Raw genomic sequence first — 24,947 nt, forward strand, 5'->3', positions numbered from 1 at the left:
CAAATTCGCCATAATCATTGAGTCACCAGTCGCGATTGTTGATAACGTTCTTTTATTGCTAATGCTTTTTCTGGATAATCGGTGTGAAAAGCTTCAAACTGCTTCTCAAAACACATCCACATTTCAGATTCTTGATTGACCGTCCAAGGTCGGATCAATTTCGTAAACTCAAACAACTCTTCTTGCGCTTTGATCACCCATTCAAAATTGGGATGGATACTGTCAATCGCTTGAAAATAACTTGCAAAATCGACGGTACTCGCAGTGCCCTCCATAATCCAAGCTTTGTTTGTCGTCTTATCTAATTCATAAAGTCGTTCTAAAGTTAGTAAATTGAAACTCGAGTACATCGGTATAAAGGTCTTTTTTTGTTGTAACAGCTCAACAAGTCGTTCTTCGATCAATGGATAATGAATCTGATCTGTTTTGACTTCGATATTCACTATTCCAGTAAATCCCAAACGATTGCAAAGTGTAATAACTTCTTGTAGTGTCGGAATTCTCTGAACATCATCATAGATTGAAAACCAACTACTAGCATCCAACTGCTTCAATTCAGCCAAAGTGTATTCATAGATAAAGCCTGTCCCATTTGTTGTACGTTCTAATCTTTCATCATGTATGACGACTAGCTGTTGATCTTTAGTTAAGTGAACATCTAATTCGATACCATCGACACCTAGTTCAACACTACGTTGGAATGCAGCTAAAGTATTTTCCGGGTGCGTTCCTTTACTACCACGATGGGCAAAAATCTTTGTCATGATCCCTAACCTCCTAAATCGTTTGGTAATTTTAGGGTAGCATGCCAATATTAATTCTCGATGAAGATTACGTAAAAAAACGAATAATTGATACTCCAGAAGTAACTTCGTCAAAAATAAGCCGAACCATTCCGATAATAGGATTACCTATTTCGATAATGATTCGGCTTATTTTTTAGAGCTATCTAATTCTATTAAAGCTTCGTTTTAAATCGCAGCTGCTCCACGTTCCCCTGTACGAATACGGATCGCTTCTTCTACTGGATAAATAAAGATTTTCCCATCACCGACTATACCTGTCTGACAGATGTCTACAATCAATTGACAAATCGGATCGACTTGTTGATCTTCTACTAAAAAACTGATCATCACTTTGGAAACAAAAGCTGGGATCACTGCTTGTCCACGAACGTAGTCCTTCATCCCTTTTTGATGGCCAAAACCTAACACTTGGCTGACTGTCATTCCTGTCGGCTGCTCGTCAAATTTTTGTTGGATCGCTTCCTTTATGTCTTCTAATTTTTCTTGACGAATAATCGCTTCAATCTTTTTCATTGGTCCTAGGCTCCTTTTTAAGAATCTAACCCAACAAATGTTGGATAGGCATTTTCTGAGTGTTCACTATGATCCAAACCTAATGCTTCATTTTTAGCAGATACACGAATCGGCATAATTGCTTTGACGATGTAAATGATGACCAAACTTGCAACACCAGCAAATACAATCGTAATCACTGTCGCTTCGATTTGTGCCCAGAAAAGATCGAAACCACCGTATAATAATCCAGCACTCCCGTTTACTGCTGGATCAGCAAAAATTCCCGTAACAATCGATCCAAAAATTCCACCCATACCGTGACAGCCAAAAGCATCTAATGAATCGTCGAAACCAAATTTTTGTTTGATGATCGAAATACTATAATAACAAAATGGACTAACTAATGCACCGATGACGATCGATGCCCAAATAGAAACAAATCCTGCTCCAGGTGTAATCGCAACTAATCCCACAACTGCTCCCGTACATGCTCCAACAACTGTTGGTTTACCTGTAGACATCCGCTCTACCAACATCCAAGATAACATTCCCGCACTCGCTGCAGTATTCGTTGTCAAGAATGCTTGGATCGCTAGACCATCAGCAGCTAAAGCTGAGCCTGCATTAAATCCAAACCAACCAAACCATAATAATCCCATACCCAATACCACAAATGGAATATTATGTGGACGATATTCTGCTTGCTTAAATTCACGACGTTGACCTAATACGATACATAAAATCAAACCAGAAATCCCTGAACTGATATGGACTACTGTTCCTCCAGCAAAATCAATGGCACCTAAACTTGCAATCAAGCCACCGCCCCAAACCATGTGAGCCATTGGTGCATATACGATGACTAACCAAAAAGCTAAAAATAATAAAATAGCAGGAAATCGCATTCTTCCAACAACTGATCCCGTTAAGATCGCTGCTGTAATTAAAGAAAACATCATTTGAAATAAAGCGAACAATCCTTCAGGAATTCCATCGCCTTCTGTCATCGAAACGCCTTGGAAGAAAATATGATTCAAGTTCCCAACAAATGAACCATCTCCACTAAACGACAAACTATAGCCTACTGCGATCCAGATAATTGACGCTAATCCCATCGTGCCGATCGACATCATCATTGTATTCAAAATATTTTTGCGACGTTCCAATCCTCCGTAAAAAAAGGCTAATGCGGGTGTCATTAAAAACACCAATGCGGTACAAATCATGATAAATGCAATATTTCCTGCTTCCATATTTCATTCCCCTCTCTAACTTTTCTCTTTCATGTAAGATATCCTAACATTAAAAATGAGAAAAAACTAGCTATTTTTTCATAATTCGAGTTGAATTGGAGCGCTTCCATTGAAATTCAGATGAAAATAAGCTTTTTTACAATTGAAACAATAGATTATTAGTTAAAACTAAATCTTCATGTTACTTTTTTTAACAAATAAACTAAAAAAAGATGTGACAAAAGTTTGCCACATCCTAAAAAGATGAATCACTGGTATTTCAGAAGTAGTTTCTTTGAGCTACCCACTTCTGTCACATATGCGACTTGTGACTACGAATGATCGTAGCCTCCTGTTACAAGTCAGCATCTGATTATAATTCGTCTTTGTTACTTGTCACTTTTCCTAGTATTACCGGTAAATTGCCATTACGGATCCGGACTTCATCGATTAACGCTTTTTCGCTTTCCTCTTCTTTTAATAATACGACGTAACGTAGTTCATATAAACTCCCCATCGTTGTCGTACGTACAGATTGTAGCCGATTTTGATAAGCATACTTTTGAAACAAATCATCAAATAATCCTGGATAATCTAGATCCTCCGGAATCGTAACTTTTAATTCGCGTTCTGCCACGATTGGTTTAGAACCAAAATTAGTCGTATAAAGTAGTACTAAAAAGGCAGCAACAATGATCGAAAATACAATACTATAGACGGCATAGCCCATTCCTGTAGCTAATCCGATTCCCATCGACCAAAATACACTAGCGATTTCTCGTGAACCACCGGCAACTGAACGAAAACGAATCAAACTAAAAGCTCCTAGGATCGCGACTCCTGTTCCGAGATTTCCGTTCACCAATAAGATAACCGATTGTACTAAAACAGGTAAAACTGCTAATGTGATCACGAAGTTTTTCGTATACACATTGCGCACCATATGGACGCGTGCGACTAGCATCCCTAATCCTAATGAAATCACTAAACAAATAAAAATTCCTGAAATTGAAACAGCGGGTTGCGTGTCTGTTAAGAGACTAGATAACATGTGCTGTATCCTCCTTTATAAATAGATGACGTTGATAGGTTTGAGCATATTTTGAAAAGCTGCTCTTACGAACACCATGACGATTGAGTAACTCGACGAACCACAATGGATATGCACCCATTGCTTTGATTTCCATCAAGACACTCATCTCTGGTGCGACTAATTGTTCATTTTTTGGTTCATGCAAACACATCTCTTGCGCAGAAAACCGAATATTTTGATCAAACGTCACACGAAACTGATCGTCTTCTTCATAAAACATCGAATAGCGATCATATGCAATACATACTCTTGGTACCAGATCATTATGTTTTTTAAATAACCATTGGATCTCTAATCCAATTTGAGATTGTAAGATCGATTCTGGCAGCTCATTCGTTTCTTGCCAATTCAAAAATTCGGCATACGTCATGGGTAATCTTCTTTTATAGACGATTCCCTTCACTTTCTTTTTAATCTCTAAAAAGACTAACCCGTCTTCTTTTGCGATTCCATAACTACGAACCCGAAATTTTTCTTTATATTCTGGTTTTTGAATAGAATGACGAATGAATTCATCTTGTTTTGTATCAAAATAAAGTGACTGAATCGTATGCAAGCCATACTGGTCGACTTTCATATACTGTTGGAGGTCTTCAAAAAAAGCAGCGAATTGTTCATTCGTTAAAATATATTTAGTTTCTTTACGTTCAAAGACTTTTTTAATCCCCATCTTTGTTTCATCCTTTCTGTTTTGTCGTTGGCTCCATCTTAAAAAAACAAACTTAAATCAAACTTAAGTTAGAGATTTTTTTTCTATTGACTCGTTAAGCTTTTTTTAAGTCACATATTTTATCATGATGCCAACAACTACATTGAGGTGAACGAAATGAAACCAATTTTATCGATTCCAATCTATGAACCATCTGAAAAAACAGTAACGTTTATGAATCAATTAGCACAAATGATTACCACACCGATCGTAATCGTTGATGACGGCAGCGGCTCAGACTATCAACCTTATTTCGATCGATTTATCCAATATGATCATGTCAGTTTTCTAAGCTATCCAATCAATCAAGGAAAAGGATTCGCATTACGTTATGGAATTCGGTATATTGAAAAGCATTTTCCTGATGCTCCTGGCTTTGTCACAGCGGATAGTGACGGCCAACATACGATTGCAGATATCACAACAGCCTTACAAAAAGCTCGCTTTATTGAGGACGACGAAGTGATTTTAGGTGTTCGCTCCTTTACAAAAGAAAAAACACCTAAAAAAAGCTACTATGGAAATCGTCTGACAAGTCAACTGTTTCGTTTAGCGACTAAATTAAAATTAGAAGATACGCAGACAGGATTAAGAATTTTTGCCTTTTCACAAATTCCGACACTAGTTGCGATCAAAGGCAATCGTTTTGAATATGAAATGAACGTCTTACTCGCTTTACAAGATCAAGAGTGGCAATTAGAAACATTTCCAATCGAAACGATCTATGAAGATAATAATGAACAAACACATTTTCGACCGATCAAAGATTCGATTTTGGTGTATTTTCCATTCTTACGCTTTTTACTTTCTTCATTGACTTCTTCATTTGTCGATATTGGATTTTTTATGTTACTTTCCTTAGTTTTAGGTAAAGCTGGCGAAATGATTTTTCTAGCCACACTCGTTGCTCGCATTACAGCAGGTATGTGCAATTATTACTTGAATAAACATTTTGTCTTTTCCGATGACGCTCCGATCAAAAAATCAAGCTGGAAATATATTGTACTTTTTATTGCTCAATTAGTGATCAGCGGTGTTAGCGTTTCTGCTTTGTCTACAATTTTTTCTTCACTATTGATCATCAAATTAGTCGTTGATCTAAGTTTATTTTTCTTTAGTTTCCAGATTCAAAAATACTTTATCTTCAATCATCATTCTTAGAAAGGAAAAATAATTATGAAAAAATTTTTCAAACGTCCCTTTCGTTGGGCTATTGTTTACAGTATTTTTTTACTTGCAAGCACTAGTTTTATTTTATTAAAAGCATTTATTTTACCGGATCGTCAAATCGTTGCTACGACGATCCAAACAACTCAAACAACTACTACAACTACGGACACATCGACTACAGAAAGTGAAGAAGTCGTCCAAACAGATACCAGTTATAGCGGAAATGGCTTGACCATTTCACTTACGGAACAACGAATAGATGACACGACTGTTTATTTGGTCGATGTACAAACAGATGATCCTAGTCATTTACTGACTGCTCTAGCCGATAATAGCTATGGGCGAAATATCAAAGAAACCACTTCGACGATTGCTAAAGCCAATGATGCTGTCTTAGCGATCAATGGTGATTTTTATGGCTTTAGAAGTACAGGATTCGTTGTAAGAAATGGTACGCTTTATCGTGACAGTGCAAATGGAGATACTGATGCCTTAGTCATCGATAAAAACGGTGATTTTTCAATCGTCAATGAAGCCACTACAGATGCAAATACTCTCGATGCACAACAAGTTCTCTCTTTTGGTCCAGCCTTAGTCGAAAGTGGATCAATCGTAGTCGATGAAAATAGCGAAGTAGGCCAATCAGCTGCAAGTAATCCTCGAACAGCCATCGGACAAATTGGTACAAATCACTATTTGATCGTCGTTTCTGAAGGTCGCACGGACGATAGTCAAGGGTTATCGTTGTATCAACTAGCACAAGTCATGCAAGATAACGGTGTCCAAACCGGCTATAACCTAGACGGTGGCGGTTCCACTACACTTTACTTCAATGGTAAGGTCGTTAACCAAACAGTTGGTGGTAGCGGACAAAGTTCTGAACGCGCAGTAAGCGATATTGTTTATTTCAAATAACTAGGAGGTCTTTTATGTCACAACATCGAGCAACACCTTATTTTGGCATTGCCGCTTTATTGTATTTGTTCCAATTACTTTATAATTATTTTAGTCATGGCGTAACTTCGGTCTTTTTATCTTACGCTTGGGTGATCGCATTTGCCAGCGGGCTCTTGCTACTAGTTTTCAACAAACTAACACCAAGAGCCGTGACAAGATTTGGCTTTATCAGTTTTAATACAGGTATTGCGGCACTGATTTTTTGGTCAATCTTAACCGGCATCTTATCAATTGCCGGTAGCGACTCTCCTTATCTTGTCGTCTATCTGTATATCGCATTGATCAGTTTTATCAGTAGTGGTTTTAATTTCTTAAAACATCTGCATATCTAAAAAAGGGAGGATGACAAATTTCTGTCATCCTCCCTAAAAACTAAATAAACGGCGTTCCAAAAGTAACTCCTTTCGAAATAAACCGAATCATTCCGATACTCGCTTCACCGGTTTTGGTAATGATTCGGCTTATTTTTTGGAGCTGCCCACTTTTGTCACAGCATCTTTTTTTATTCTGTAATGATACTTGATTTACGACTTAAGCTTAAAGAAACAACACCCGTAACTAACAAAATGATTCCTGCCACGAAATATGGCGAGAATGGATTGATATCAAACAACATACCTGCTAAGACCGGTCCTAAGATATTTCCAACACTTGTAAATGTAGAATTCAATCCATTGATCACTCCTTGACGGCTGCCAGCGTGATGTGATAGATAAGTAGTCACTGCTGGGCGGAATAGATCAAACGATAAAAAGACAATAAATGTAGACAACACAACTAGCCAACGTTGACTCGTCATGGCGATCACTAACACAAAGATACCACTAGTAAAAAAGGTCAATTGCATCAAGCGAATCTCCCCCATCAATTGTACGATGCGATGGAAGAAGAAAATTTGAATGACTAATGCCAGACTTCCGCTGATCATGATCATCAATGAGATTTCAGTAGTTGTAAAGGCAAAATTTTGTGTCGCCATAATACTGTACATCGATTCAAATGCTTGCAAGCCAAACGATGAAATCAGAATTACCACAAAAAAGGCACGGAACAAAGGATGTAAAAGGACTTCCAAAAAGACATCCATTCCCGGTTTGTGCTCTCTTGTCGCTTTTTCTTCCGCAACGACACTTGGCGTATCTTTTAAAAACAACAATGAACAAAAGAAGCCTAGTAAAGCCATAAAAGCAGCTGCAAAAAATGGAACGCGCGTCCCAAAAACAGCTAATAATCCACCGATACCAGGCCCAATAATAAAGCCTCCACTAATCGCAGCAGAAACGTACCCCATTGCTTTTGGTCGCTCTTCTAATGTGGTCAAATCTGCTACAAATGCCGTCACAGAAGGCATGATACAAGCAGCTGATGCACCACCGATCACACGTGATAGATAAAACCACTCTACTGATTGTGCCCAACCAAAGATCAGCTCAGAAAGTGAAAAAAGCAACATCCCAAGCACAATCATTTTTTTTCGACCAAAGACGTCAGATAAATGTCCTGCAATCGGTGAGATGATCAATTGAGCAAATGCAAAGATCGCGACCATCATCCCCATCGTGGTTCCTGAAAAGTTCATTTCATTTTTTAATAACGGTAAAACTGGAATGACTAACCCAACACCCAAAAAGACTAAAAACAAATTGACATACGCAACGATCAACATTCGATTCTTCATTACAAACCTCCTAATGCCACAAAAAAAAGCACCCACTTGATGCGGGTTCTTTCAATATTTCCGTTTTTTAGGCTCTTACACCTAATTTTATTTCATTATACGATGAAAATTTAGAAAACACACGTAGCATTTTTTAAAATTCATTATTTCTTAGCAATTACTTAGATAACTTGTACGCTTTTTTATATAATTATAGTTATTAAATTAACTGTCTTTACATATATTTGAAGACTTTTTTAATGGAAAAACTTTCTATAAAAATTCAAATAAACGTTATTTTAATCAATTTCAGTCTATTTAAATTGTACACTCTCATCATGATAGGAGATATTCTAATGTCTATGTTCCCCAAAATATCGCGTTTTATCGGTACATTATTCGTAGCTTTTGTCTTATCTATCAGTATTCTAAATATTTTTTCCAGTCCAGATCGTAGTGGGATTTTTGGATTTAGAGGGTATACAGTCATTAGTGAAAGTATGTATCCCACGCTTAAAGTGGGAGAATATATTGTCATTAAACCTGTTGATACGAGCAAACTTGCTCCAAAAGAAATCATCACGTTTAAAGATCAAAATATGCTTGTGACGCATCGCATCGTGAGTATTGATCAAGACAAAATTACTACCAAAGGCGACAATAATCCAATCCAAGATACGAAACAAGTAGAGAAAAAAGATGTTATCGGTCATTTTGCATTTCATATTCCATTGATTGGTTACCTTATGATTTGGCTACAAAATCCATTAATTTTTAGTATCGTAATTGGATTACTATTTTTTCGTCTAGTTTACTTATTGCTTTTTGTAAAATAAAAACAACGCTAGGAAATATTTCCTAGCGTTGTTTTTATTTTTCTGTCACATCAAATTGATTTGCCATACCTTTCAAGGAACTTGCGATTCCACGAAGATCTTCAACATGATTTGTAAATTCTTCCATAGATGCCATGACTTCTTCAGCATTTGCCGAAACTTCTTGTGTTCCAGCAGCATTTTCTTCAGTCGAAGCTGAGATATTTTCAAGATTTTCTAATACAGTATTTTGAATCTTGACAATCACTTCAATAGTTTCCTCAAACTGATGGATACGCTCGATCATATAATTACTACGAGTGAACACTTCGTTTGATGAATGAATTGCTTCTGTAATCAATTTCGTTTGTTTATCACTCGATTCCACAGAATCAGATGTTCTAGCGACCATTTGATTGGATTGAATCTGGATCTCTTCAATAATTTCTGCGATTTCTTTAGTTGATGTTTTACTTTGTTCAGCTAATTTACGGATCTCTGCAGCTACTACTGCGAAGCCTTTTCCGAATTCACCTGCACTAGCAGCTTCGATCGAGGCATTTAGTGCCAATAAATTTGTCTGATAAGAAATATCATTGATTACATTAATGATTTTTGTAATATTTTGGACATTACCATCCATATCAGACATATTCCCCATCAATTGTTGTAATTGCGCGATGACACTTGTCCAGTTCTCATCGACTTGATTCATAATTGTGAGGTTTTCTTGATTGATTACTGTTGATTCCGTTGATTTTTCATTCATTTCGATTGCATTTGCGCGTAATTCTTGCAGTGAGGCAGCCAAGTTTTGCAACTGTGATACACTTTGCTCAGTTTCTTGCGCTTGTGTTCCTGTTACTTCTGCAATACCAGTAATAGTTTCTGACACTTCTTCTGTTGCGATACTTGTTTGCTTCGATAATTCGACCAGAGATTCAGACATGTTCGCTACACGATCACTCTCTTTTTGGACACTACCAATCAATGTGCCGATTTTTGACAACATTTGATTATAGTTTGTCACCATCTGGTTAATTTCATGTCCTTGCGCATTCGGTGAGGCTACAATCTTCGCTCCTTGCTGAATCGAAAAACGACCTTTTTCTTTTTTCTTTGGTCGATAGATTGCAGCAAGCTTTCCCTCACCTGCTTCAGCGAAATTCTGATTAAATACTGAAATGATCTCACGTACTAATTTGGTAATGATAAATGCTAAAACAATAACAATGACTAAGATGATCAAACCGTTGATCAATGAAATCTTGATCAGTGCGTGTAATTCCGTATCCAATTCTGTTGCATCGGTACTAGCCACAGCCCAAGTAATGCTACTGTTAGTCACACGATCATAAACGACATCATTGATCTTATTTCCACCTTCTAAACGTACTGATCCTGAAACAGCTTCTGCAGTTTTGATTTTTTTAAAGTATTCGCTTTTGCTAATATCTTTTCCGACTTCCATTTGTTCTTTTGAAGCTACGATAATCCCTTTAGAAGATACTAAGATTGCTGAACCAGTACGCCCTATTTTTAAAGAGCTCAATGCTTTATTTACATTGTTATAAGAAACATCTAAACTTAACACAAAATCTTTTCCATTGATCATTTTAGATTGAGCGATCGTTACGACGTATTCATTTTTACCACCAGCAGTTTGATAAGGTTCAGTCCAAAAAGGTGTATTCTTCTTTTGGATCGCGCCTTTATACCAAGGTCTAGTACGAGGATCGTAATCTGCTGGAAGCTGGTTCAGTGCTAAATGTGTCCCATCATCAAATCCAACCGTAACATTCTCGATGATCCCGTCACCTGCGATAGCATTTTGTAAAGCTTCGCGCATTGCATCGATATCGATTGTTTCACTAAAAGCAGGTAATTTTAATATCGCGCTTAGCTTCTTCTCGGCATCTTCATGTAAGATCTCTTTTTGGCGTAGTACTGAACGTAGCGCACCACTTTTAGCGATATCATTTCGTTGAATCAATAAATCACGTGTTTGTTGATATGATTTTACTGTAGTAATGACTAATGGCAATAATCCGATAAATAATAAGATTCCAAAAATCACTGGTCCGATACTTTTTTTACGTTTACCTCTTTGTTCTTTTCGTTTAGGAGCTACTCGTTTCCATTTCATCACTGTCTTCATCCATTTCCCTGATCCTTTAGTCTATTGTTGTCATTAATTCTTGCCAAGTCACTAGTAGTTCATTCAGTAATTGTTGTGCTTTTTCAATCGGCGCGATTTCTTTTTTAATATTAGCAGTAACCAACTGTTCATAAATAAAAACATATAAAGATTTCAATTGAGTTGCAATCTCACCACCGGTTTCTACATCCAATACACTTTCTAGTTCACTAACGATCTCTTGTGCGTTGATCAATTGTTGGTGCGCTCGATCGATTTGCTTGTTGGTAATCGAGTAGATGGCCATCTTCGTTTGCTTGATTGCCCCTTCTAACAGCATCTCGATCAATCGATTAGGTGAAGCACCTAATACTTGTGCCGCCAAATAATTCGCGTTTGCTTTTTTATAATCCATAATGTACTCCCTATAGTTGTATGTCGATAAAACTAGCCGTCTGTTCTGGTCTAAAATAGAGTTTTGCAGCAGTATTGCTTTGTTGTACTTTTTGCATCTCTTGTTTTACTTTTTCTTTTTTTGTTTTCAATGTTGTAATCATTTGTTCATAGATACGAATAATCGAAAACAATCGCTCTTGTGACTCCTCGTCATCGACAACCATCATCGGATACTCACCTAGTTGACCCTCGATCAGCGTGAGAAAGTATTCAGCTTGATCTAAAGAGCCATCCCAACTGGCTAGTGTAGTCGCTACTTGTTGTAAAACCTCACGGTCTTGTTTAGTCGTCATTTACAAAACTCCTAATTATTATTATTTGAGGTTTGGCTAGTAAAATAATTCAATTGTTCCTGAGCTTGCATCATCGCTTGATCTAAGCGAGTAAACATCGTGACATAACGATCACGTTTCATCGTCAAAATATCATCAAAACGTGTGATCTGTTTGTTCAATTCCTTGATTGAGGCATCGATGCTCGTCGTTTTTGTCGTCAAGATCCCTTTTGAACTGGTACTGTCGACTAAATATCCATCTACGACTTTTTTTAACTGTGCTGTATAGCCATTTTTATCAGAAATCGTTCCTTTAGCGTCGGGATCTTGTTGGACGAAAAATTGTTTGACGCCCTGTGGATCTTCAGTCAACTTTTTAGTCAACGTCTCTTCATTCAAGCCCAAAGTGCCATTACGATCGATCAGTGAGATCCCTAGGTCATTGGCTTTTAACGCTGTTCCACCAACAAAATTTGAGGTAAAGAGATTGCTTAATGTCTCTTGTAAGCGACGTAAAGTAGAATCTCCACTAAGTTTTCCAGTTTTGTTATCTGTTTGTGAAGGATCACCGACACTTAGATTGTCATTGATAAAACTCATAGTGCTGTTGTATTGTGCCACTAGATCTTTCACAGCTTGAATCGTCTTGCTTTGATCAACGGTGATGTCGACTTTTGCTGCCTCGTCACTCGGTTTTTTTAAAGTAAAGGTCATACCTTCGACCGCATCAGTGATTGTGTTCGTATCTCTAGTTAGTTTCAATCCATCTAATTCAAACTCAGCCACTTTTCCAGCCGTATAGGCCGTATTTTCCCCAGTCAGCCCTAGACTTTCACTTAAGTCACCAGAAACCGTAAACTCTTGTTCTCCTGATTTTTTGGCCGTTAGTACTAAGCGATTGTCCATGATCGATGCAGTGAGATTAGTTTTATCCGCTTTTCCATTTATTTTTTCGACTAGAGTCTTTAATGTATCGTCAGCGGTCACGTCGATATCGATCCTTTGCGCTTCTTCACCACTTTTTTGTGCCGCACTCAAGGTCAACGTTCCTGTTTGATTGAGTGCTGTAGTGGTACTTTCTGCAATACGTGCACCGACTAATTTTGTTGCTGTCGCAAGTTGAGTGACCTTCAGTTGATAGGTTTGTGCTGGAGCTTCAGCTGTTGCGGTTATACTTACTACTGTCTCATTTGAGTTTGTCACTTTTTTTGTCGCAAAGGTATCGTCCTTTTGTAGATCACTGATGCGATTAGACAGACTATTCAAGCGTGTCCGAATGTCATTCCAAGCAGTCTGTTGATCTTTGAAGGTCGTAATCTTATTTTGAGCTAATGTTTTCTTTGCAGAATCAGCTGCTAGTAATTTTTCGATATCATCAGACGTTACTCCCGAATAACTCCCTAGTGTCGTACTGATACCTGATGAACTGGTAATACTGGCCATCGTCCTTTATTCCTTTCACGAAGTTTCAACTTGCGTTATGTAGTAAAGACCGTGGGAAATTCCACGGCCTTATATATTATCCTTGTAACAAGCTCAATACGCTGTTTGGCATTGAATTTGCTTGTGCCAACATTGAAGTTGCTGCTTGAGATAAGATATTGCTCTTTGTAAAGCTCATCATTTCTTCAGCCATGTCCACGTCACGGATGCGAGAGTTCGCTTCTGATAAGTTTTCATTTGATGAAGTCAAGTTGTTGATTGTGTGTTCCATACGGTTTTGCGCCGCACCAAGATCTGAACGTTGGTCAGAAACTTGTTTTACAGCTTTATCGATAGCTTTAATTGCTTTTTGAGAGTTCTCAATACCATTATCATTAGCTGCTTTTTGAGCTTGAGCTAATCCATCATTAGCAGTTTTAATCTCCGTTGCAGTAGAAGATGAAGTTAATTTGTCTACTTCACCCTGGGCGTCACTAACAGCCTTAACTAGATCACTCGTTGCATTTAATTTGAAATTCCCATCTGTTTTTGTTCCATCTGCTGCAGTTGTGTCCCCATCTACACCTAAACCTGTAGCACTCATATCTTTGATTTTCACTTCGATGTTTTGTCCTGCATTTGCTCCGATTTGAAATTTAAAAGAAGCTGCTTTTGTAGAATCATCTGCATCTCCTTTTAATAATTTTTTCGTATTGAATTCTGTAGTTCCAGAAATACGGGTGATTTCATCACTTAATGCTGAAAATTCTTTATTCAATTGCTCACGATCATCGTTTGTTAAAGTATCATTTGATCCTTGAACGGCTAAGTCACGCATACGACCTAAAATTGAATGAGTTTCGTTTAAAGCTCCTTCAGCAGTTTGGATCAATGAGATGCCATCTTGAGCGTTACTTTTCGCTTGTTTCAATCCACCGATTTGGCTTTTCATTTTTTCAGAGATTGCTAATCCAGCTGCATCGTCTCCGGCTTTGTTGATACGTAGACCTGAAGATAATTTTGCTAAAGAGTTTGTTTTTGATGTATTGGCAGCTGACAAACGTGAGTATGTATTCATTGCTGCATTGTTTGTATTGATTCTCATAATAGTTCCCTCCATATAATACCTAATATTTTTTTGAGATTTTTCCTCTCTGTATTAATTATCGGATAACCTAAAAAAAGGTTAAGTCTTTTTTGTAAATAAAATAAAAAAATACTACTTCATCAAAAGTAGTATCTAGCGAATATAATCTAAAATCGATGTTTGCATGATCTTCGTTCCCATCGCAAGGGTTGCGCGATAAGCAGTCATTTGATTTTGATAAGTCATATACGTTTCAGCTACATCGACATCTTGTGTCAAGGAGAGTGTTTCTTGGAGTTGATTTTTTTCCGTATCGTTACGGGCTCCTGCTGATTGCAAACGTGTACTCACGGCTCCGATCGTGGTGCGTTGATTAGAAATTGTATCTCGGAACTGATCGATTTGAGTCAAAGATTCATTGCCTAGTGTTTGATGATCCTCTGCGTCTAGTGCCGTCATCACTTGATGGAAAAAACCATTCAAATCACCTGTAGTTTGGTTACCTATTAATTTACTACCATCAGTAGGGAGATCGATCGTTACGCCATTTGCAATCTCACGCGGTAATGGATCGGCATTTCCTTTATAGCTTAGACCGACCACGACTCCATTTTCTTCGACCGTTTCAAAAGGACGAGTAGTCGTTTGACTTCCTCCAAAAATATAGCGTCCATCAAAGTTGGTATTCAAACTGTCTACGATCGCTCCAATACTTTGACTGATCTCTGCTTTATTTGCTGCTAACTCATCTGCTCCTTGGGTGCTGTTGGCACTTGATTGAATCAATGAACGAATCCGCAATAAAGAATCGTTTACCGCACCTAACGCGCTATCTTGTGTGTTCACAAAAGAAGTCGCTTCTGTGATCGTTTGGTTATAAGATTTATTTTGTGCGACTGTACTCGTTAAATTCATCACGCGTGATGCATTTAGCGGATCATCTGATGTACGATTGATTTTTTTGAGTGAAGACAGCTGATTTAAGGATTTTTGAACTTGATTGGTATTGGTCGTCAGATTATTTAAAAAATCATGATACGCCATATTATTTGTAATACGCATATTTTACACTCCTGTCCTATTGATCAATGTATCGAGCATCTCTGATACGACTGAGATCAATTTTGCATTCGCTTGGAATCCTTGTTGGAATCTAATGACGTCAGACATTTCTTCATTCATCGATACCCCAGAGATCGATTGTTGTTTGTATTCTAGTTGATTCAATACAGATAATTGTGCTTGGGCACGTTGGCTTGCTTGTTGGGTCTCGATCCCATTTTTCGTCACGAGCGTATTGTATCGTCCAGCATGAGTCAATCCTGTAGCATCTGTAGTAAAACTCATTGTTTGCGTATCGAAACTTTGTTTTAACTGACTGGTTTCAGTCAACTTTGTACTCGCTAGTTTCACCATCGCCAAAGCCTTTGATACATCGCCAGCTGGTGCATCGCCAGTTTTCCCACTTTGTAATTTACTCGGAGTGCGACTTAGTTCACCATTGACAGCCATCGTTTGACTTAAATGTTGCCCATCTCCTAATGTATAAAATCCATCGGTCTCACTTTGACCGTTTGTATACACTAAGTTCGTCGAGCGTCCAATCGCTGCTGCGGTTTGATCTAATTCACTCAAGCGTTGATCAATTGCTGTTTGAGCTTGTTGCAATCCACCAATCGTACCACTTGAAATCGTTACTTGTTTCTGGTTGATCACTAATGTTCCTACTTTAAAATCAGGATCAGTGATCGTTTCTTGTTGGGTTTGATTCCCACCTTTTGCTAAACTTGCCGTCCCTTGATCATTGGTGATCACGACATCGATTTGTTGACGATTTTTTTGATCAAGTACGACTTGCCCTCCGATCATAACATTCACACGACCAGATGCATCAAAACTCGTATCGATCGGTACGAGTGACGAGATATCTTTTAATAAACTATCCCGCATATCTAATAGATCATTTGGTGTACTTTGTTGATCGGCTAAGGTAAAGATTTGTTCATTGACCGTTTGTAGTGATGCTAGTTTTTGATTTAGATCAAGTGTCGACTTTGCGATCGAACTCATCGTATCTGAACCTAATTGTTGAGTTTGATTGCTAATTGTATGTAAAGTATCTAAAAATGTTTTAGCCTGTTCGACAACCAGTGTTTTAGCGGTCTCTAGCTCTGGATGGTTAGCCAATTGGCTCCAAGCATCAGTCAATGTATCCATTTGTTTCAATAAACCTGTATCTGAAGGTTCGTTATAGATCGCTTCTAATTGGCCTAAAACATCTGCTACTTGCGCTTGTGCTTGATATGTACTATTTGCTTTTTGGACTTGTCCTGTAATGAACTGATCCGTTACACGCTCAACTGCTGCCGCTTTGACCCCTGTTCCAATCAGACCCGTCCCAGCGATTTGGTAAGGAAACGTCGTCTGCATCTGAACACGTTGACGACTATATCCATCTGTATTCGTATTGGCCAAATTGTGACTGGTCGTTTGTAGAGCTGTCTGATTCGTATTTAAGCCGCTCGTTGCTGTCCCCAATGTTCCAAATAATCCACTCATAACTTACTCCATTTCTATATTCGTTGGTCGATGATCGCAGCTGATCCTGCTGTCTTCGTATACGCTGTACGTTGATATGCTGCACGCTCTTTTTTTAACTCGTGTTGGATCGCATCCATAAATGCTTGTTGATAACTGATTGCTTGTTGTGTCAGTAGTAAATTTTCTTCTTGTAGAAATTGGATTTTTTGGATCCATTCTTTGATCTCTGTTGTCACATTTCCAGAATATGCTAAGCGCTCCACGTAGAGCTCTTTTTGTTGGACGATCGCTTCTAATTTTGCTCCTTCATCACGGATCAATGCCCGATTCTCTTTTTGTAAGAGACGATAAAACTGATGGAGTACACGAATCATTTCTCTTTCTTCCATCTATCCTACTCCTCTAGCATACTTTTAGCGATTTTTTCAGGAGAGATTTCATACGTTCCTTGTTTGATGGCTGCTTTGATTGCTGCAACTTTGTCTGCTCTAACGGGAGAAGCTTCTAAACTAGTAACTTGCTGTTTGATTGCTTTAGATGCTTGGGATAGATCGACATCCACGCTTTTTGTCGTTTCAATCGACTTCTTCGCTGTTTTGGCTTCTTGACTTGTCGGGGGCAACGGTTGTTTGGTGACTTTAGTTGCTTCATAAGCAGCATAGCCTTTTTCGATTTTCATATTTTCGTGCTCCTTTCATTTTACACTCTTTTTGCGCTCACTTTGATTATCGGCTAAAAAGAAAAAAAGTTAAACAAAATGTTTAACTTTTTCATCGTAACATCATTCGTGCAAATTGAAGATACGTTGTTTTTGTGACAAAATATTCGTGATTCGTACCCCAAAACTCTCATTGATCACAACGACTTCACCTTTAGCAATCAATTTACCATTCAATAAGATCTCTAATGGTTCATCGGTCAGTTTGTCTAGCTCAATGACAGATCCTGTACTCATACTTAAAATATCTTTAATCGATCGCTTTGTTTTTCCTAAGACGACGCTAAGCTCTAATGGAACATCTAAGATCAAGTCTAAATTATTTCCTTCTAGTGTCTCCTTAGTGTCCAGTTGTTGAAATTCTGGTTGTTGTATCTCAACAGTCGGCTGTGTCTGAACTGGTTCTGGTCGTTCGACTTTTTTTGGCTCTGACTTTGGCTCTGGCTTTGGCTCAGGTGCTAATTGACGCTCGACCACCGTTGCTTCGTCAGCCATCATCGCTTTTACGATATCATCGACCACTGGACCGTTAAACACTTGCATGATCTCACTTTCGATCAAACCCTCCACTGTCAAAGAAAATGAAATACGATAGATTTCTTCTTCAAGTTCTAAATAGTCATAATTAACACTATCGGGTTCTTCCCAAACATTGACAACTGGTGGTAAGATATCGACTTTACGCTTGATCATCGTCGCCATAGAAGTTGAAGCTGATCCAATCATTTGATTCATCGCTTCAGAAACAGCACTAAGCTCTAATTCAGTAAATCTTTGATTTTCAGTATGGCCGTCACCGCCCATCATCAAATCAGCGATAATAATCGCATCTTTTACCTTTAATAGCATTAAATTCGTTCCATATAGTCCTTCTTTAAATTCGACAGAAGTAGCCACTTTTGGTGCAACTAGTCCTTCTAAAACTTCTTTAAAAATCACACGTTTTACTTTGGGTGTCGTGATCGTTACCCGACGATCTAAAATAGAAGACAGCGTCGTGGCAGCTTGTGACATCGAGATATTCCCGACTTCCCCAATAATATCTTTGATTGTTTGTTCATCAAATAATGTATTTTTTTGTGCTTCAGGTTCTGGCGTGCTAGCAGCGTGTAACATCGCGTCGATTTCTTCTTGCGTCAAGCTTTCACTCATATGAACATCTCTCCTTCCATCGGGTCAAGCAACTCAACTGCAAGTTGCTTATTATGTTGACCGGGTTTTGCAAAATAGTACGGTTTGTTTTCGACATAAGAAGCTAGCGGACTAGAGATGCGCTGATCTAACTTTAAGACATCACCTTCTTCTAGATTTAAAAAATCGGCGAGTGTCATATGCGCATTTCCTAAAATTACTTCTAAATCAAAAGCAACATGATCCATACTGCGCTGTAATTCTTCTTGATCTTCTAGTGAAGGAGCTTGATTAGAGTCAAACCAATTGCGAAAACTTAGCTTATCTGTCAATCCTTCAAAAAATACATATGGAATACAAAGGTTGATAAATGAATTTGTTTCGAACATTCGTACAGTAAATGTAGTCAAGACCACCGGTTCATTAGGTGACATGTTTTGCATCAACTGTGGATTGGTATCAAGACCTTCCACCGTAGTTTGTAGATCAACGATCTCTTTCCAAGCAGTTTGAAAAATCGTCGCAAAACGTGTCATCACTTCTTCCAGGATTGCCAACTCGATATCCGTGAAGCTTTTTTTCTCCACATCCGAAAAAGGTTCCTTTGTCACTTGACGAATCTCTAGTCCTCCACAAAGCAATTCGACGAGCAACATGCTCAATTGGGGATTCATCTCGATCATTTGTAGTCCATTTAAAGGTGCCGATCGAAATAGACCTAATAGCGTAAATTTAGGAATCGAATGGATAAATTCTTCATAACTGATCTGTTCGATAGCAGCTAATTGGAACGTAACATTTGTTCTTAAAAGTGTCGACAATGCACTACTTGAAACTTTAGAGAAATCTTCAAAGATCATATGCAATGTGTTGATATACTCTTTTGAAAGCTTTGTTGGCCTTCTGAAATCATAACTTTTTACTTTTGGTTTTTCTGGTTCGATTTTACTTGCTGCTTGATCGATCTCTCCATTATTCATAGCGTGCAATAATAAATCAATTTCTTGTTGCGTCAACACTTGGTCCATTTTTTTCCCTCACTTACTAAAAAATCAAATGGGTCACATCGATAATACTGGCGATCTTTTCTCCTATCGAAAGAACACCTGTATAATAATCAGCCTCGTCCGTATTTGGTAGTTGGATCGCAGCTTCATCGATTGTGATCACTTCAATCACTTCTTCAATCAATAGTCCTTTTTTCTCATCGTTTTTTTTCATAATCAAAATATTGCGATTTTTCTCAGGGTGGTCTAGCTCGATCAGTTCGGCTAAATTGACGACAGTCAGTACTGTACCGCGCAAATTGATCAACCCTTCTACCCAAGCATCTGCCAATGGTACTTTCGTAATTACAGGTGCGTCGATTACTTCTTCAACGTGTTGGGCAGCGATGACATAATAGTGCTGATTCATCGTAAATAGAATCATCTGCATGATTTAGCCTCCTTCTTAGGAAAGTACCTTATCGATGGCTTTAATCACACGATCGGTATCAAACGGTTTTACGATAAAATCAGCTGCTCCAGCACGGATCGCATCCATTACCATGCCTTGTTGTCCCATAGCACTACACATGATCACCTTAGCTGAACTATCGATTTCACGAATCATTTTTAATGCTTCTAACCCATCAACATCTGGCATCGTGATGTCCATCGTTACTAAATCTGGTGTTGTAGCTTGATATTTTTCAAAAGCTTCTTGTCCATTTTGGGCTTCACCGACTACTTCGTAACCATTTTTTTCTAAAATGTCTTTTAATTTCATACGCATAAATACTGCATCGTCTACGATTAATACTTTTTTCATAATGATTTCTCCTTTTTATAATCCAATCGCTTGGAATAATTTTTCTAGTTCTCCCGTTTTGGGAATAAAGAATAATGATGTATCTAATGATTGTCCCTCGTATTGAAATTCATTCTTCATAAACAATACTTGGTCATCGTATTGCTCATACGCAACATAAATACTGCCTATAATCGAACCAAAATAATCATACATCACGTTAGGAAACTGACTTTTGACCTCGATCGATAGTAAATGAGCAATGGCGTTTAAAAAAGAATTAGTAACGATATTCATCAGTTCACTCATTGCAGAATAACGTAATGTCTCATTGATCTGTTCAAAATCATCTAGTAGCCAGTGCGTCATCTTATCGACTGCCTCATCTGTTAGTACAAATAGAAAGATTCCCTCTAGCTCGCCTATGATTGGACACGTCAACGTATATAAGGAATCTTCTTCAGAAAAACTTTGTTCATAAAGCTCATCATATGAATAGACCGCGACCTCTGGTACATGCATATCCACCCGTTGTTTAGTCAGTTGTGATAAACTCGTCGCGACATGTCCTCCACCAATATTGATAATTTCTTTTAGTGCATCAAAGCGCATCGTTTGTTTGGTCATATACTTGCCTGAACTTCCTGACAAATCGCATCGATATCTAAAATCAGTGCAACCGTTCCATTACCCAAGATGGTGGCTCCTTGATAAGTATTCAAACTTTGTAAGAAACTATCGATTTTTTTGATTACGATCTCTTGTTGACCAATCAACTCATCTGCTAATATACCATAATTTTTTTGATCGATAGAAACTATAATAACGAATGTTTTTTCTTTTTTCACTTCTGACAATTTTAATAATTCATTTGTACGAATAATCGGAATCAACTCGCTTTGATAACGATATACTTCTTTTCCCGCAGTCTTTACGATTTCGGACTCTTTGATACGTACAACACGCTCTACTGTGTCTAATGGCAAAGCAAAATGTTCTTGCTCTACACGAATCATCAAAGCTTGGATAATCGATAAAGTCAATGGCAATTTGATAATGAAGCTCGTTCCCTGATCGACGATACTTTTCAACTCAATGGTTCCACCTAATTGATTGATTTTGGATTGAACTGCATCCATCCCTACTCCACGACCGGAAATATTAGTTACTTCTTTTGCAGTAGAAAAACCAGGATGGAAAATCAGATGTTGGATTTGTTCATCTGACATATTCGTCGTATCGATGCCCTTTTTAGCAGCACTTTTGGCGATGACTAGTGGATCGATACCTTTACCATCATCAGATAAAGTGATCAAAACACGGTTACCTTCTTGAGTAGCCGCTAACTTGATCGTTCCTTTTTCTGGTTTGCCTAGTGCGATTCGTGTAGCTGGAGCTTCGATGCCATGATCAGCTGAATTACGTAATAGATGAACGAGTGGCTCACTTAATTCGGAGACGACCGTTTTATCTAATTCTGTTTCTTCTCCATGAACGATCAATTCCATTTCCTTATTTAGTTCATTCGATAAATCACGTACCATTCTAGGAAAACGACTAAATACGACATTGACCTGTTGCATTCGAATTTTTAATACTAATTCTTGTAATTCAGATGTCAATCGGGACACTTGCTCAAGAGAATCTTTAACCTCAGTTGCTTCTTGTCGCCCATTCGCATCTTCTAGTTGATTACGATAGACGACTAATTCTGAAACAAGATTCAAAAATTGATCTAAACGAGTTAAGTCGACGCGAATCGATTGATTTGTCGCAGCTTTTGCTTTTTTTAGTTCTGTTCCTGATTTTTTTGTATCTGTTTGATGATCATTCGGTAGTACGAGTGTTGCTAGTCGTTTTTGATCACGATCTTCTTGGACTAAACTTTCTTGAAAAGGTAATACTAATACTTCTTCGATTTCACTATTGGCTTCAATAGATTCTTTGACAAGGTGTTCAGCTTCTTTTGTTAAATATAACAAGTAGATATCTTGTTCAAATTCACCTGCTTCAATAGTCTCGATACTTGGTTCAGTATGTAATATGTCTCCTGATTTTCCTAATTTTTCCATGATCAAAAAAGCTCTAGGTCCTTTCAGCATCGATTCTTTATCGATACGTACACCAATATAGAAAGCTTCGTACCCTTGATTTTTTGCTTCTTCCACGACAAACTGATCAGAAGTATCAAATGAAGAAAAATGTGTCAGTAATTTAGTCGTTTGGATTTGTTCGACTGCTTGTTGTAATGTTCCCCCATTTTGGTTTTCGATGACATCTAATTCACTCAATAAATCACTAATTTGCTTGATTTCCAATTCTTCTTCTTCACGTAGCTGTTCGACTAGATCTCCAAGTCGATCGAGACAACGAAAAATTAATGAAATATGTTCATGTGTCACTGGGATCGTTCCCGTCTTGAATAAATCAAAAAGATTCTCCATTTTATGAGTCAACTGCGTCATGACGTCATACCCCATTGTTGCAGCCATTCCTTTTAATGTATGTGCCGAACGAAAAATATCATTTAATCGCTCACGATCCTCAGGATGGCTTTCTAATTCTAAGATATGATCATTTAGCTGTTGAAGATGGTCATCGGTTTCTTCAAAAAAGAGTGTTCGGTATACACTATTGTCGTCCATCCACTCTCACTCCTTTGTTTTTTGATAAATAAATGAATCGATTTTTTTTAATCCGATCCGCTCTGGAAAATTGATTGTTTCTGTTGCGCCAGTGAACAATAAGCCTCCAGGAACTAACGCTTGACTAAAACGTTGATATACTTTATCTCTAGCCTCTACTTTGAAGTAAATCGTAACATTGCGACATACGATGACTTGGCATTGTCGAGGGTATGGATCGAGTAATAAATCATGCTTTTTAAATGTGATATTTTGACGAACAGCAGGATTAACCTGATAATGCGGACCACGTTTCGTTTCAATTAGCTGAAAATATGCTTGTTTATCTTTAAATGAAAGATTTTTCACCTCGTTCTCACGATAAATCCCTTCTTTTGCACGTGCTAGAATCTTATCGTCAAGGTCAGTTGCTAAAATCGTTATTTTTTTCAAGCGATGTTTATCTACAATCATCGCTAGTGTATAAGGTTCCGATCCATTTGAACAAGCAGCGCTCCATATTTTAATCGTTGAAAAATTAGGTACGATCTCTTTTAAAAGATTTTTTTCGAAAATTTCAAATAACTCACGATTACGATAAAATTCTGTCACGTTGATAGTCAAGTGCTCGATAAATTCTTGCCTTATTTCGCGATCAGCTAAAATCTTTTGCTGATATTCATTAAGCGTGTGTACTCCTTTAGTTGTCATCAAGGATAAAATCCGACGCTGCATTTGATTTTCTTTATAATCAGATAATTGAATATTCAACTCTGATGCAACCCATTGATTGAAGGCGTTGAAATCGTTCATTTCATTTGTCATCTACTCACCTAGCCAATTCACTGATTTTTTGAGCGATTTTTGTCAAACTTAAAACTTCATCTACTACTTGTCTTTCGATCGCCACTCTTGGCATCCCAAATACTACACAACTTTCTTTGTCTTGAGCATAGGTGTAACCATTTTCTGTTTTGATCGCTTCCATACCTAAAGCACCGTCTTTCCCCATACCAGTCAATAAGAAAGCATGTAGTTGTTCTTGATAGACTTTTGAAGCAGAACTAAACAAATAATCCACAGCAGGTCTAGTGCCGTGTTTTTTTGCTTCTTGATCAAGTAACAACCGATCGCGTTGGATCGTCAAATGATAGTCTCCAGGACAAAGATAAACGATAGGCCGAATCGTTTCTAAATGTTCAGCTTCTTTAACACTGACCGAAGTTTCACTGTTCAATCGTTGCGCAAATGACGTAGTAAAACCTTTTGGCATATGCTGTACGATAAAAATCGGAATACGGATTTTTTCTGGTAAAGCTTGGATGATTTGTAAAATTGCTCTTGGTCCTCCCGTAGAAGCACCGATCACGAGTGCTTGAGGTCTTTTGGGAACAGTTAGCTGTTTTGGGATGTAGTGAACCGTTTTTTCTGATACTGAACCCATCGGTTTTGTTACAAGCGAGCGAATCTTATTTGCTAATTCATCCACCCATTTAGAAGAAAAATTCAATAAATTAGTTGGTTTTTCCACAAAATCAGATGCTCCTAAAGCTAAAGCCTCGATAGTCATTCGTTGCGCATCCGTCGAACTTACCATGATCACCGGAATATCGTATTGTTCCTTGATTTTAGTGAGTGCCTCTAAACCGTTCATAATGGGCATTTCAACATCCAACAAAATCAGATCAACCACTTCTTTTTCTAACAATTGTAGTGCATGTTGTCCTTGTCTAGCGACTACACTAACTTTGATATCGGGTAGGGTCAATGCATCGTGTAATACTTTACGCATGAATGCAGAATCATCTACAATCATCAAATTGATCATGAGT

27 protein-coding genes are annotated in these 24,947 nt (G+C 37.9%); 4 read left to right on the forward strand and 23 right to left on the reverse strand.

Annotation, left to right across the window (positions count from 1 at the left end):
- Positions 1 to 14 precede the first annotated feature (14 nt).
- The 5 genes from ACWOEC_RS00255 to ACWOEC_RS00275 all read right to left on the reverse strand — a co-directional run bounded on the left by ACWOEC_RS00255 (position 15) and on the right by ACWOEC_RS00275 (position 4,296).
- Complete coding sequence (locus ACWOEC_RS00255) at positions 15 to 764, reverse strand: glycerophosphodiester phosphodiesterase (protein ID WP_455305320.1); 750 nt, start codon at positions 762 to 764, stop codon at positions 15 to 17.
- Between the two features lie 207 nt (positions 765 to 971).
- Entirely contained in the window at positions 972 to 1,319 is a 348-nt protein-coding gene (locus ACWOEC_RS00260) for a P-II family nitrogen regulator (protein WP_455305321.1), read from the reverse strand.
- 17 nt (positions 1,320 to 1,336) lie between these two features.
- Positions 1,337 to 2,554 (reverse strand): ammonium transporter, encoded by a 1,218-nt coding sequence (locus ACWOEC_RS00265; protein WP_455305322.1) that lies wholly within the window; start codon positions 2,552 to 2,554, stop codon positions 1,337 to 1,339.
- Between the two features lie 352 nt (positions 2,555 to 2,906).
- Positions 2,907 to 3,584: a DUF4956 domain-containing protein gene (locus ACWOEC_RS00270; RefSeq protein ID WP_455305323.1), complete on the reverse strand. Its 678-nt coding sequence runs from the start codon at positions 3,582 to 3,584 to the stop codon at positions 2,907 to 2,909.
- A complete protein-coding gene (locus tag ACWOEC_RS00275) occupies positions 3,574 to 4,296 on the reverse strand; it encodes a VTC domain-containing protein (RefSeq protein ID WP_455305324.1) in 723 nt (240 codons plus the stop codon). The genes ACWOEC_RS00270 and ACWOEC_RS00275 overlap by 11 nt, the downstream gene beginning before the upstream one ends.
- A 156-nt stretch (positions 4,297 to 4,452) precedes the next feature.
- Here ACWOEC_RS00275 and ACWOEC_RS00280 point away from each other — a divergent pair, with 156 nt between their 5' ends.
- Genes ACWOEC_RS00280 through ACWOEC_RS00290 form a run of 3 tightly spaced genes read left to right on the forward strand, consistent with a single transcriptional unit; the run spans position 4,453 to position 6,794 of the window.
- Positions 4,453 to 5,496 carry a GtrA family protein gene (locus ACWOEC_RS00280; protein ID WP_455305325.1) on the forward strand — a complete coding sequence of 348 codons (1,044 nt, stop codon included), beginning with the start codon at positions 4,453 to 4,455 and terminating at the stop codon, positions 5,494 to 5,496.
- A gap of 15 nt (positions 5,497 to 5,511) precedes the next feature.
- On the forward strand, positions 5,512 to 6,420 hold the full coding sequence (locus tag ACWOEC_RS00285; RefSeq protein ID WP_455305326.1) for a phosphodiester glycosidase family protein: 909 nt from the start codon (positions 5,512 to 5,514) through the stop codon (positions 6,418 to 6,420).
- Positions 6,421 to 6,434: 14 nt separating this feature from the next.
- The gene (locus ACWOEC_RS00290; protein ID WP_455305327.1) at positions 6,435 to 6,794 is read left to right on the forward strand and encodes a hypothetical protein; all 360 of its coding nucleotides are present in this window, start codon (positions 6,435 to 6,437) and stop codon (positions 6,792 to 6,794) included.
- A gap of 170 nt (positions 6,795 to 6,964) precedes the next feature.
- Here ACWOEC_RS00290 and ACWOEC_RS00295 read toward each other — a convergent pair whose 3' ends face one another.
- A complete protein-coding gene (locus tag ACWOEC_RS00295; protein WP_455305328.1) occupies positions 6,965 to 8,140 on the reverse strand; it encodes an MFS transporter in 1,176 nt (391 codons plus the stop codon).
- A gap of 335 nt (positions 8,141 to 8,475) precedes the next feature.
- On the opposite strand from ACWOEC_RS00295, the gene ACWOEC_RS00300 reads away from it, so the two are divergent.
- Entirely contained in the window at positions 8,476 to 8,955 is a 480-nt protein-coding gene (locus ACWOEC_RS00300; protein WP_455305329.1) for a signal peptidase I, read from the forward strand.
- A 34-nt stretch (positions 8,956 to 8,989) separates the two neighbouring features.
- On the opposite strand, the gene ACWOEC_RS00305 is transcribed toward ACWOEC_RS00300, so the two are convergent.
- The 17 genes from ACWOEC_RS00305 to cheB all read right to left on the reverse strand — a co-directional run bounded on the left by ACWOEC_RS00305 (position 8,990) and on the right by cheB (position 24,943).
- Positions 8,990 to 11,092 carry a methyl-accepting chemotaxis protein gene (locus ACWOEC_RS00305; protein ID WP_455305330.1) on the reverse strand — a complete coding sequence of 701 codons (2,103 nt, stop codon included), beginning with the start codon at positions 11,090 to 11,092 and terminating at the stop codon, positions 8,990 to 8,992.
- Between the two features lie 16 nt (positions 11,093 to 11,108).
- A complete protein-coding gene (gene fliS, locus ACWOEC_RS00310; protein ID WP_455305331.1) occupies positions 11,109 to 11,486 on the reverse strand; it encodes a flagellar export chaperone FliS in 378 nt (125 codons plus the stop codon).
- A 10-nt stretch (positions 11,487 to 11,496) separates the two neighbouring features.
- A complete protein-coding gene (locus ACWOEC_RS00315; protein WP_455305332.1) occupies positions 11,497 to 11,820 on the reverse strand; it encodes a hypothetical protein in 324 nt (107 codons plus the stop codon).
- Between the two features lie 11 nt (positions 11,821 to 11,831).
- On the reverse strand, positions 11,832 to 13,244 hold the full coding sequence (gene fliD / locus ACWOEC_RS00320; protein WP_455305333.1) for a flagellar filament capping protein FliD: 1,413 nt from the start codon (positions 13,242 to 13,244) through the stop codon (positions 11,832 to 11,834).
- Between the two features lie 76 nt (positions 13,245 to 13,320).
- Positions 13,321 to 14,328: a flagellin N-terminal helical domain-containing protein gene (locus ACWOEC_RS00325; protein WP_455305334.1), complete on the reverse strand. Its 1,008-nt coding sequence runs from the start codon at positions 14,326 to 14,328 to the stop codon at positions 13,321 to 13,323.
- A gap of 135 nt (positions 14,329 to 14,463) precedes the next feature.
- A complete protein-coding gene (gene flgL / locus ACWOEC_RS00330) occupies positions 14,464 to 15,372 on the reverse strand; it encodes a flagellar hook-associated protein FlgL (protein WP_455305335.1) in 909 nt (302 codons plus the stop codon).
- A 3-nt stretch (positions 15,373 to 15,375) separates the two neighbouring features.
- Entirely contained in the window at positions 15,376 to 16,869 is a 1,494-nt protein-coding gene (gene flgK, locus ACWOEC_RS00335) for a flagellar hook-associated protein FlgK (protein WP_455305336.1), read from the reverse strand.
- A gap of 14 nt (positions 16,870 to 16,883) precedes the next feature.
- Positions 16,884 to 17,240, reverse strand: a complete 357-nt coding sequence (locus ACWOEC_RS00340; RefSeq protein ID WP_455305337.1) for a hypothetical protein — start codon at positions 17,238 to 17,240, stop codon at positions 16,884 to 16,886.
- A 5-nt stretch (positions 17,241 to 17,245) separates the two neighbouring features.
- Positions 17,246 to 17,530 (reverse strand): flagellar biosynthesis anti-sigma factor FlgM, encoded by a 285-nt coding sequence (gene flgM / locus ACWOEC_RS00345; RefSeq protein ID WP_455305338.1) that lies wholly within the window; start codon positions 17,528 to 17,530, stop codon positions 17,246 to 17,248.
- 102 nt (positions 17,531 to 17,632) lie between these two features.
- The gene (gene fliY, locus ACWOEC_RS00350; RefSeq protein ID WP_455305339.1) at positions 17,633 to 18,721 is read right to left on the reverse strand and encodes a flagellar motor switch phosphatase FliY; all 1,089 of its coding nucleotides are present in this window, start codon (positions 18,719 to 18,721) and stop codon (positions 17,633 to 17,635) included.
- The gene (gene fliM / locus ACWOEC_RS00355) at positions 18,718 to 19,728 is read right to left on the reverse strand and encodes a flagellar motor switch protein FliM (protein ID WP_455305340.1); all 1,011 of its coding nucleotides are present in this window, start codon (positions 19,726 to 19,728) and stop codon (positions 18,718 to 18,720) included. Before fliM ends, fliY begins: the two co-directional genes overlap by 4 nt.
- A 16-nt stretch (positions 19,729 to 19,744) precedes the next feature.
- On the reverse strand, positions 19,745 to 20,137 hold the full coding sequence (locus tag ACWOEC_RS00360; RefSeq protein ID WP_455305341.1) for a chemotaxis protein CheW: 393 nt from the start codon (positions 20,135 to 20,137) through the stop codon (positions 19,745 to 19,747).
- Positions 20,138 to 20,152: 15 nt separating this feature from the next.
- Positions 20,153 to 20,515, reverse strand: coding sequence for a response regulator (locus ACWOEC_RS00365; protein WP_455305486.1), 363 nt, complete (start codon positions 20,513 to 20,515; stop codon positions 20,153 to 20,155).
- A gap of 12 nt (positions 20,516 to 20,527) precedes the next feature.
- The gene (locus ACWOEC_RS00370; protein WP_455305342.1) at positions 20,528 to 21,118 is read right to left on the reverse strand and encodes a chemotaxis protein CheC; all 591 of its coding nucleotides are present in this window, start codon (positions 21,116 to 21,118) and stop codon (positions 20,528 to 20,530) included.
- Positions 21,115 to 23,136 carry a chemotaxis protein CheA gene (locus ACWOEC_RS00375; RefSeq protein ID WP_455305343.1) on the reverse strand — a complete coding sequence of 674 codons (2,022 nt, stop codon included), beginning with the start codon at positions 23,134 to 23,136 and terminating at the stop codon, positions 21,115 to 21,117. Before ACWOEC_RS00375 ends, ACWOEC_RS00370 begins: the two co-directional genes overlap by 4 nt.
- Before the next feature lie 6 nt (positions 23,137 to 23,142).
- A complete protein-coding gene (locus ACWOEC_RS00380) occupies positions 23,143 to 23,940 on the reverse strand; it encodes a CheR family methyltransferase (protein WP_455305344.1) in 798 nt (265 codons plus the stop codon).
- Between the two features lie 4 nt (positions 23,941 to 23,944).
- Positions 23,945 to 24,943 (reverse strand): chemotaxis-specific protein-glutamate methyltransferase CheB, encoded by a 999-nt coding sequence (cheB, locus tag ACWOEC_RS00385; RefSeq protein ID WP_455305345.1) that lies wholly within the window; start codon positions 24,941 to 24,943, stop codon positions 23,945 to 23,947.
- Between the last annotated feature and the right edge of the window lie 4 nt (positions 24,944 to 24,947).

It is taken from the genome of Enterococcus bulliens, assembly GCF_053761865.1.

Bases quoted from the DNA above. Each gene is read 5' to 3' on its own strand.
- ACWOEC_RS00255 (WP_455305320.1), bottom strand. From the start codon at position 764: ATGACAAAGATTTTTGCCCATCGTGGTAGTAAAGGAACGCACCCGGAA.
- ACWOEC_RS00260 (WP_455305321.1), bottom strand. From the start codon at position 1,319: ATGAAAAAGATTGAAGCGATTATTCGTCAAGAAAAATTAGAAGACATA.
- ACWOEC_RS00265 (WP_455305322.1), bottom strand. From the start codon at position 2,554: ATGGAAGCAGGAAATATTGCATTTATCATGATTTGTACCGCATTGGTG.
- ACWOEC_RS00270 (WP_455305323.1), bottom strand. From the start codon at position 3,584: ATGTTATCTAGTCTCTTAACAGACACGCAACCCGCTGTTTCAATTTCA.
- ACWOEC_RS00275 (WP_455305324.1), bottom strand. From the start codon at position 4,296: ATGGGGATTAAAAAAGTCTTTGAACGTAAAGAAACTAAATATATTTTA.
- ACWOEC_RS00280 (WP_455305325.1), top strand. From the start codon at position 4,453: ATGAAACCAATTTTATCGATTCCAATCTATGAACCATCTGAAAAAACA.
- ACWOEC_RS00285 (WP_455305326.1), top strand. From the start codon at position 5,512: ATGAAAAAATTTTTCAAACGTCCCTTTCGTTGGGCTATTGTTTACAGT.
- ACWOEC_RS00290 (WP_455305327.1), top strand. From the start codon at position 6,435: ATGTCACAACATCGAGCAACACCTTATTTTGGCATTGCCGCTTTATTG.
- ACWOEC_RS00295 (WP_455305328.1), bottom strand. From the start codon at position 8,140: ATGAAGAATCGAATGTTGATCGTTGCGTATGTCAATTTGTTTTTAGTC.
- ACWOEC_RS00300 (WP_455305329.1), top strand. From the start codon at position 8,476: ATGTCTATGTTCCCCAAAATATCGCGTTTTATCGGTACATTATTCGTA.
- ACWOEC_RS00305 (WP_455305330.1), bottom strand. From the start codon at position 11,092: ATGAAGACAGTGATGAAATGGAAACGAGTAGCTCCTAAACGAAAAGAA.
- fliS (WP_455305331.1), bottom strand. From the start codon at position 11,486: ATGGATTATAAAAAAGCAAACGCGAATTATTTGGCGGCACAAGTATTA.
- ACWOEC_RS00315 (WP_455305332.1), bottom strand. From the start codon at position 11,820: ATGACGACTAAACAAGACCGTGAGGTTTTACAACAAGTAGCGACTACA.
- fliD (WP_455305333.1), bottom strand. From the start codon at position 13,244: ATGGCCAGTATTACCAGTTCATCAGGTATCAGTACGACACTAGGGAGT.
- ACWOEC_RS00325 (WP_455305334.1), bottom strand. From the start codon at position 14,328: ATGAGAATCAATACAAACAATGCAGCAATGAATACATACTCACGTTTG.
- flgL (WP_455305335.1), bottom strand. From the start codon at position 15,372: ATGCGTATTACAAATAATATGGCGTATCATGATTTTTTAAATAATCTG.
- flgK (WP_455305336.1), bottom strand. From the start codon at position 16,869: ATGAGTGGATTATTTGGAACATTGGGGACAGCAACGAGCGGCTTAAAT.
- ACWOEC_RS00340 (WP_455305337.1), bottom strand. From the start codon at position 17,240: ATGGAAGAAAGAGAAATGATTCGTGTACTCCATCAGTTTTATCGTCTC.
- flgM (WP_455305338.1), bottom strand. From the start codon at position 17,530: ATGAAAATCGAAAAAGGCTATGCTGCTTATGAAGCAACTAAAGTCACC.
- fliY (WP_455305339.1), bottom strand. From the start codon at position 18,721: ATGAGTGAAAGCTTGACGCAAGAAGAAATCGACGCGATGTTACACGCT.
- fliM (WP_455305340.1), bottom strand. From the start codon at position 19,728: ATGGACCAAGTGTTGACGCAACAAGAAATTGATTTATTATTGCACGCT.
- ACWOEC_RS00360 (WP_455305341.1), bottom strand. From the start codon at position 20,137: ATGCAGATGATTCTATTTACGATGAATCAGCACTATTATGTCATCGCT.
- ACWOEC_RS00370 (WP_455305342.1), bottom strand. From the start codon at position 21,118: ATGACCAAACAAACGATGCGCTTTGATGCACTAAAAGAAATTATCAAT.
- ACWOEC_RS00375 (WP_455305343.1), bottom strand. From the start codon at position 23,136: ATGGACGACAATAGTGTATACCGAACACTCTTTTTTGAAGAAACCGAT.
- ACWOEC_RS00380 (WP_455305344.1), bottom strand. From the start codon at position 23,940: ATGACAAATGAAATGAACGATTTCAACGCCTTCAATCAATGGGTTGCA.
- cheB (WP_455305345.1), bottom strand. From the start codon at position 24,943: ATGATCAATTTGATGATTGTAGATGATTCTGCATTCATGCGTAAAGTA.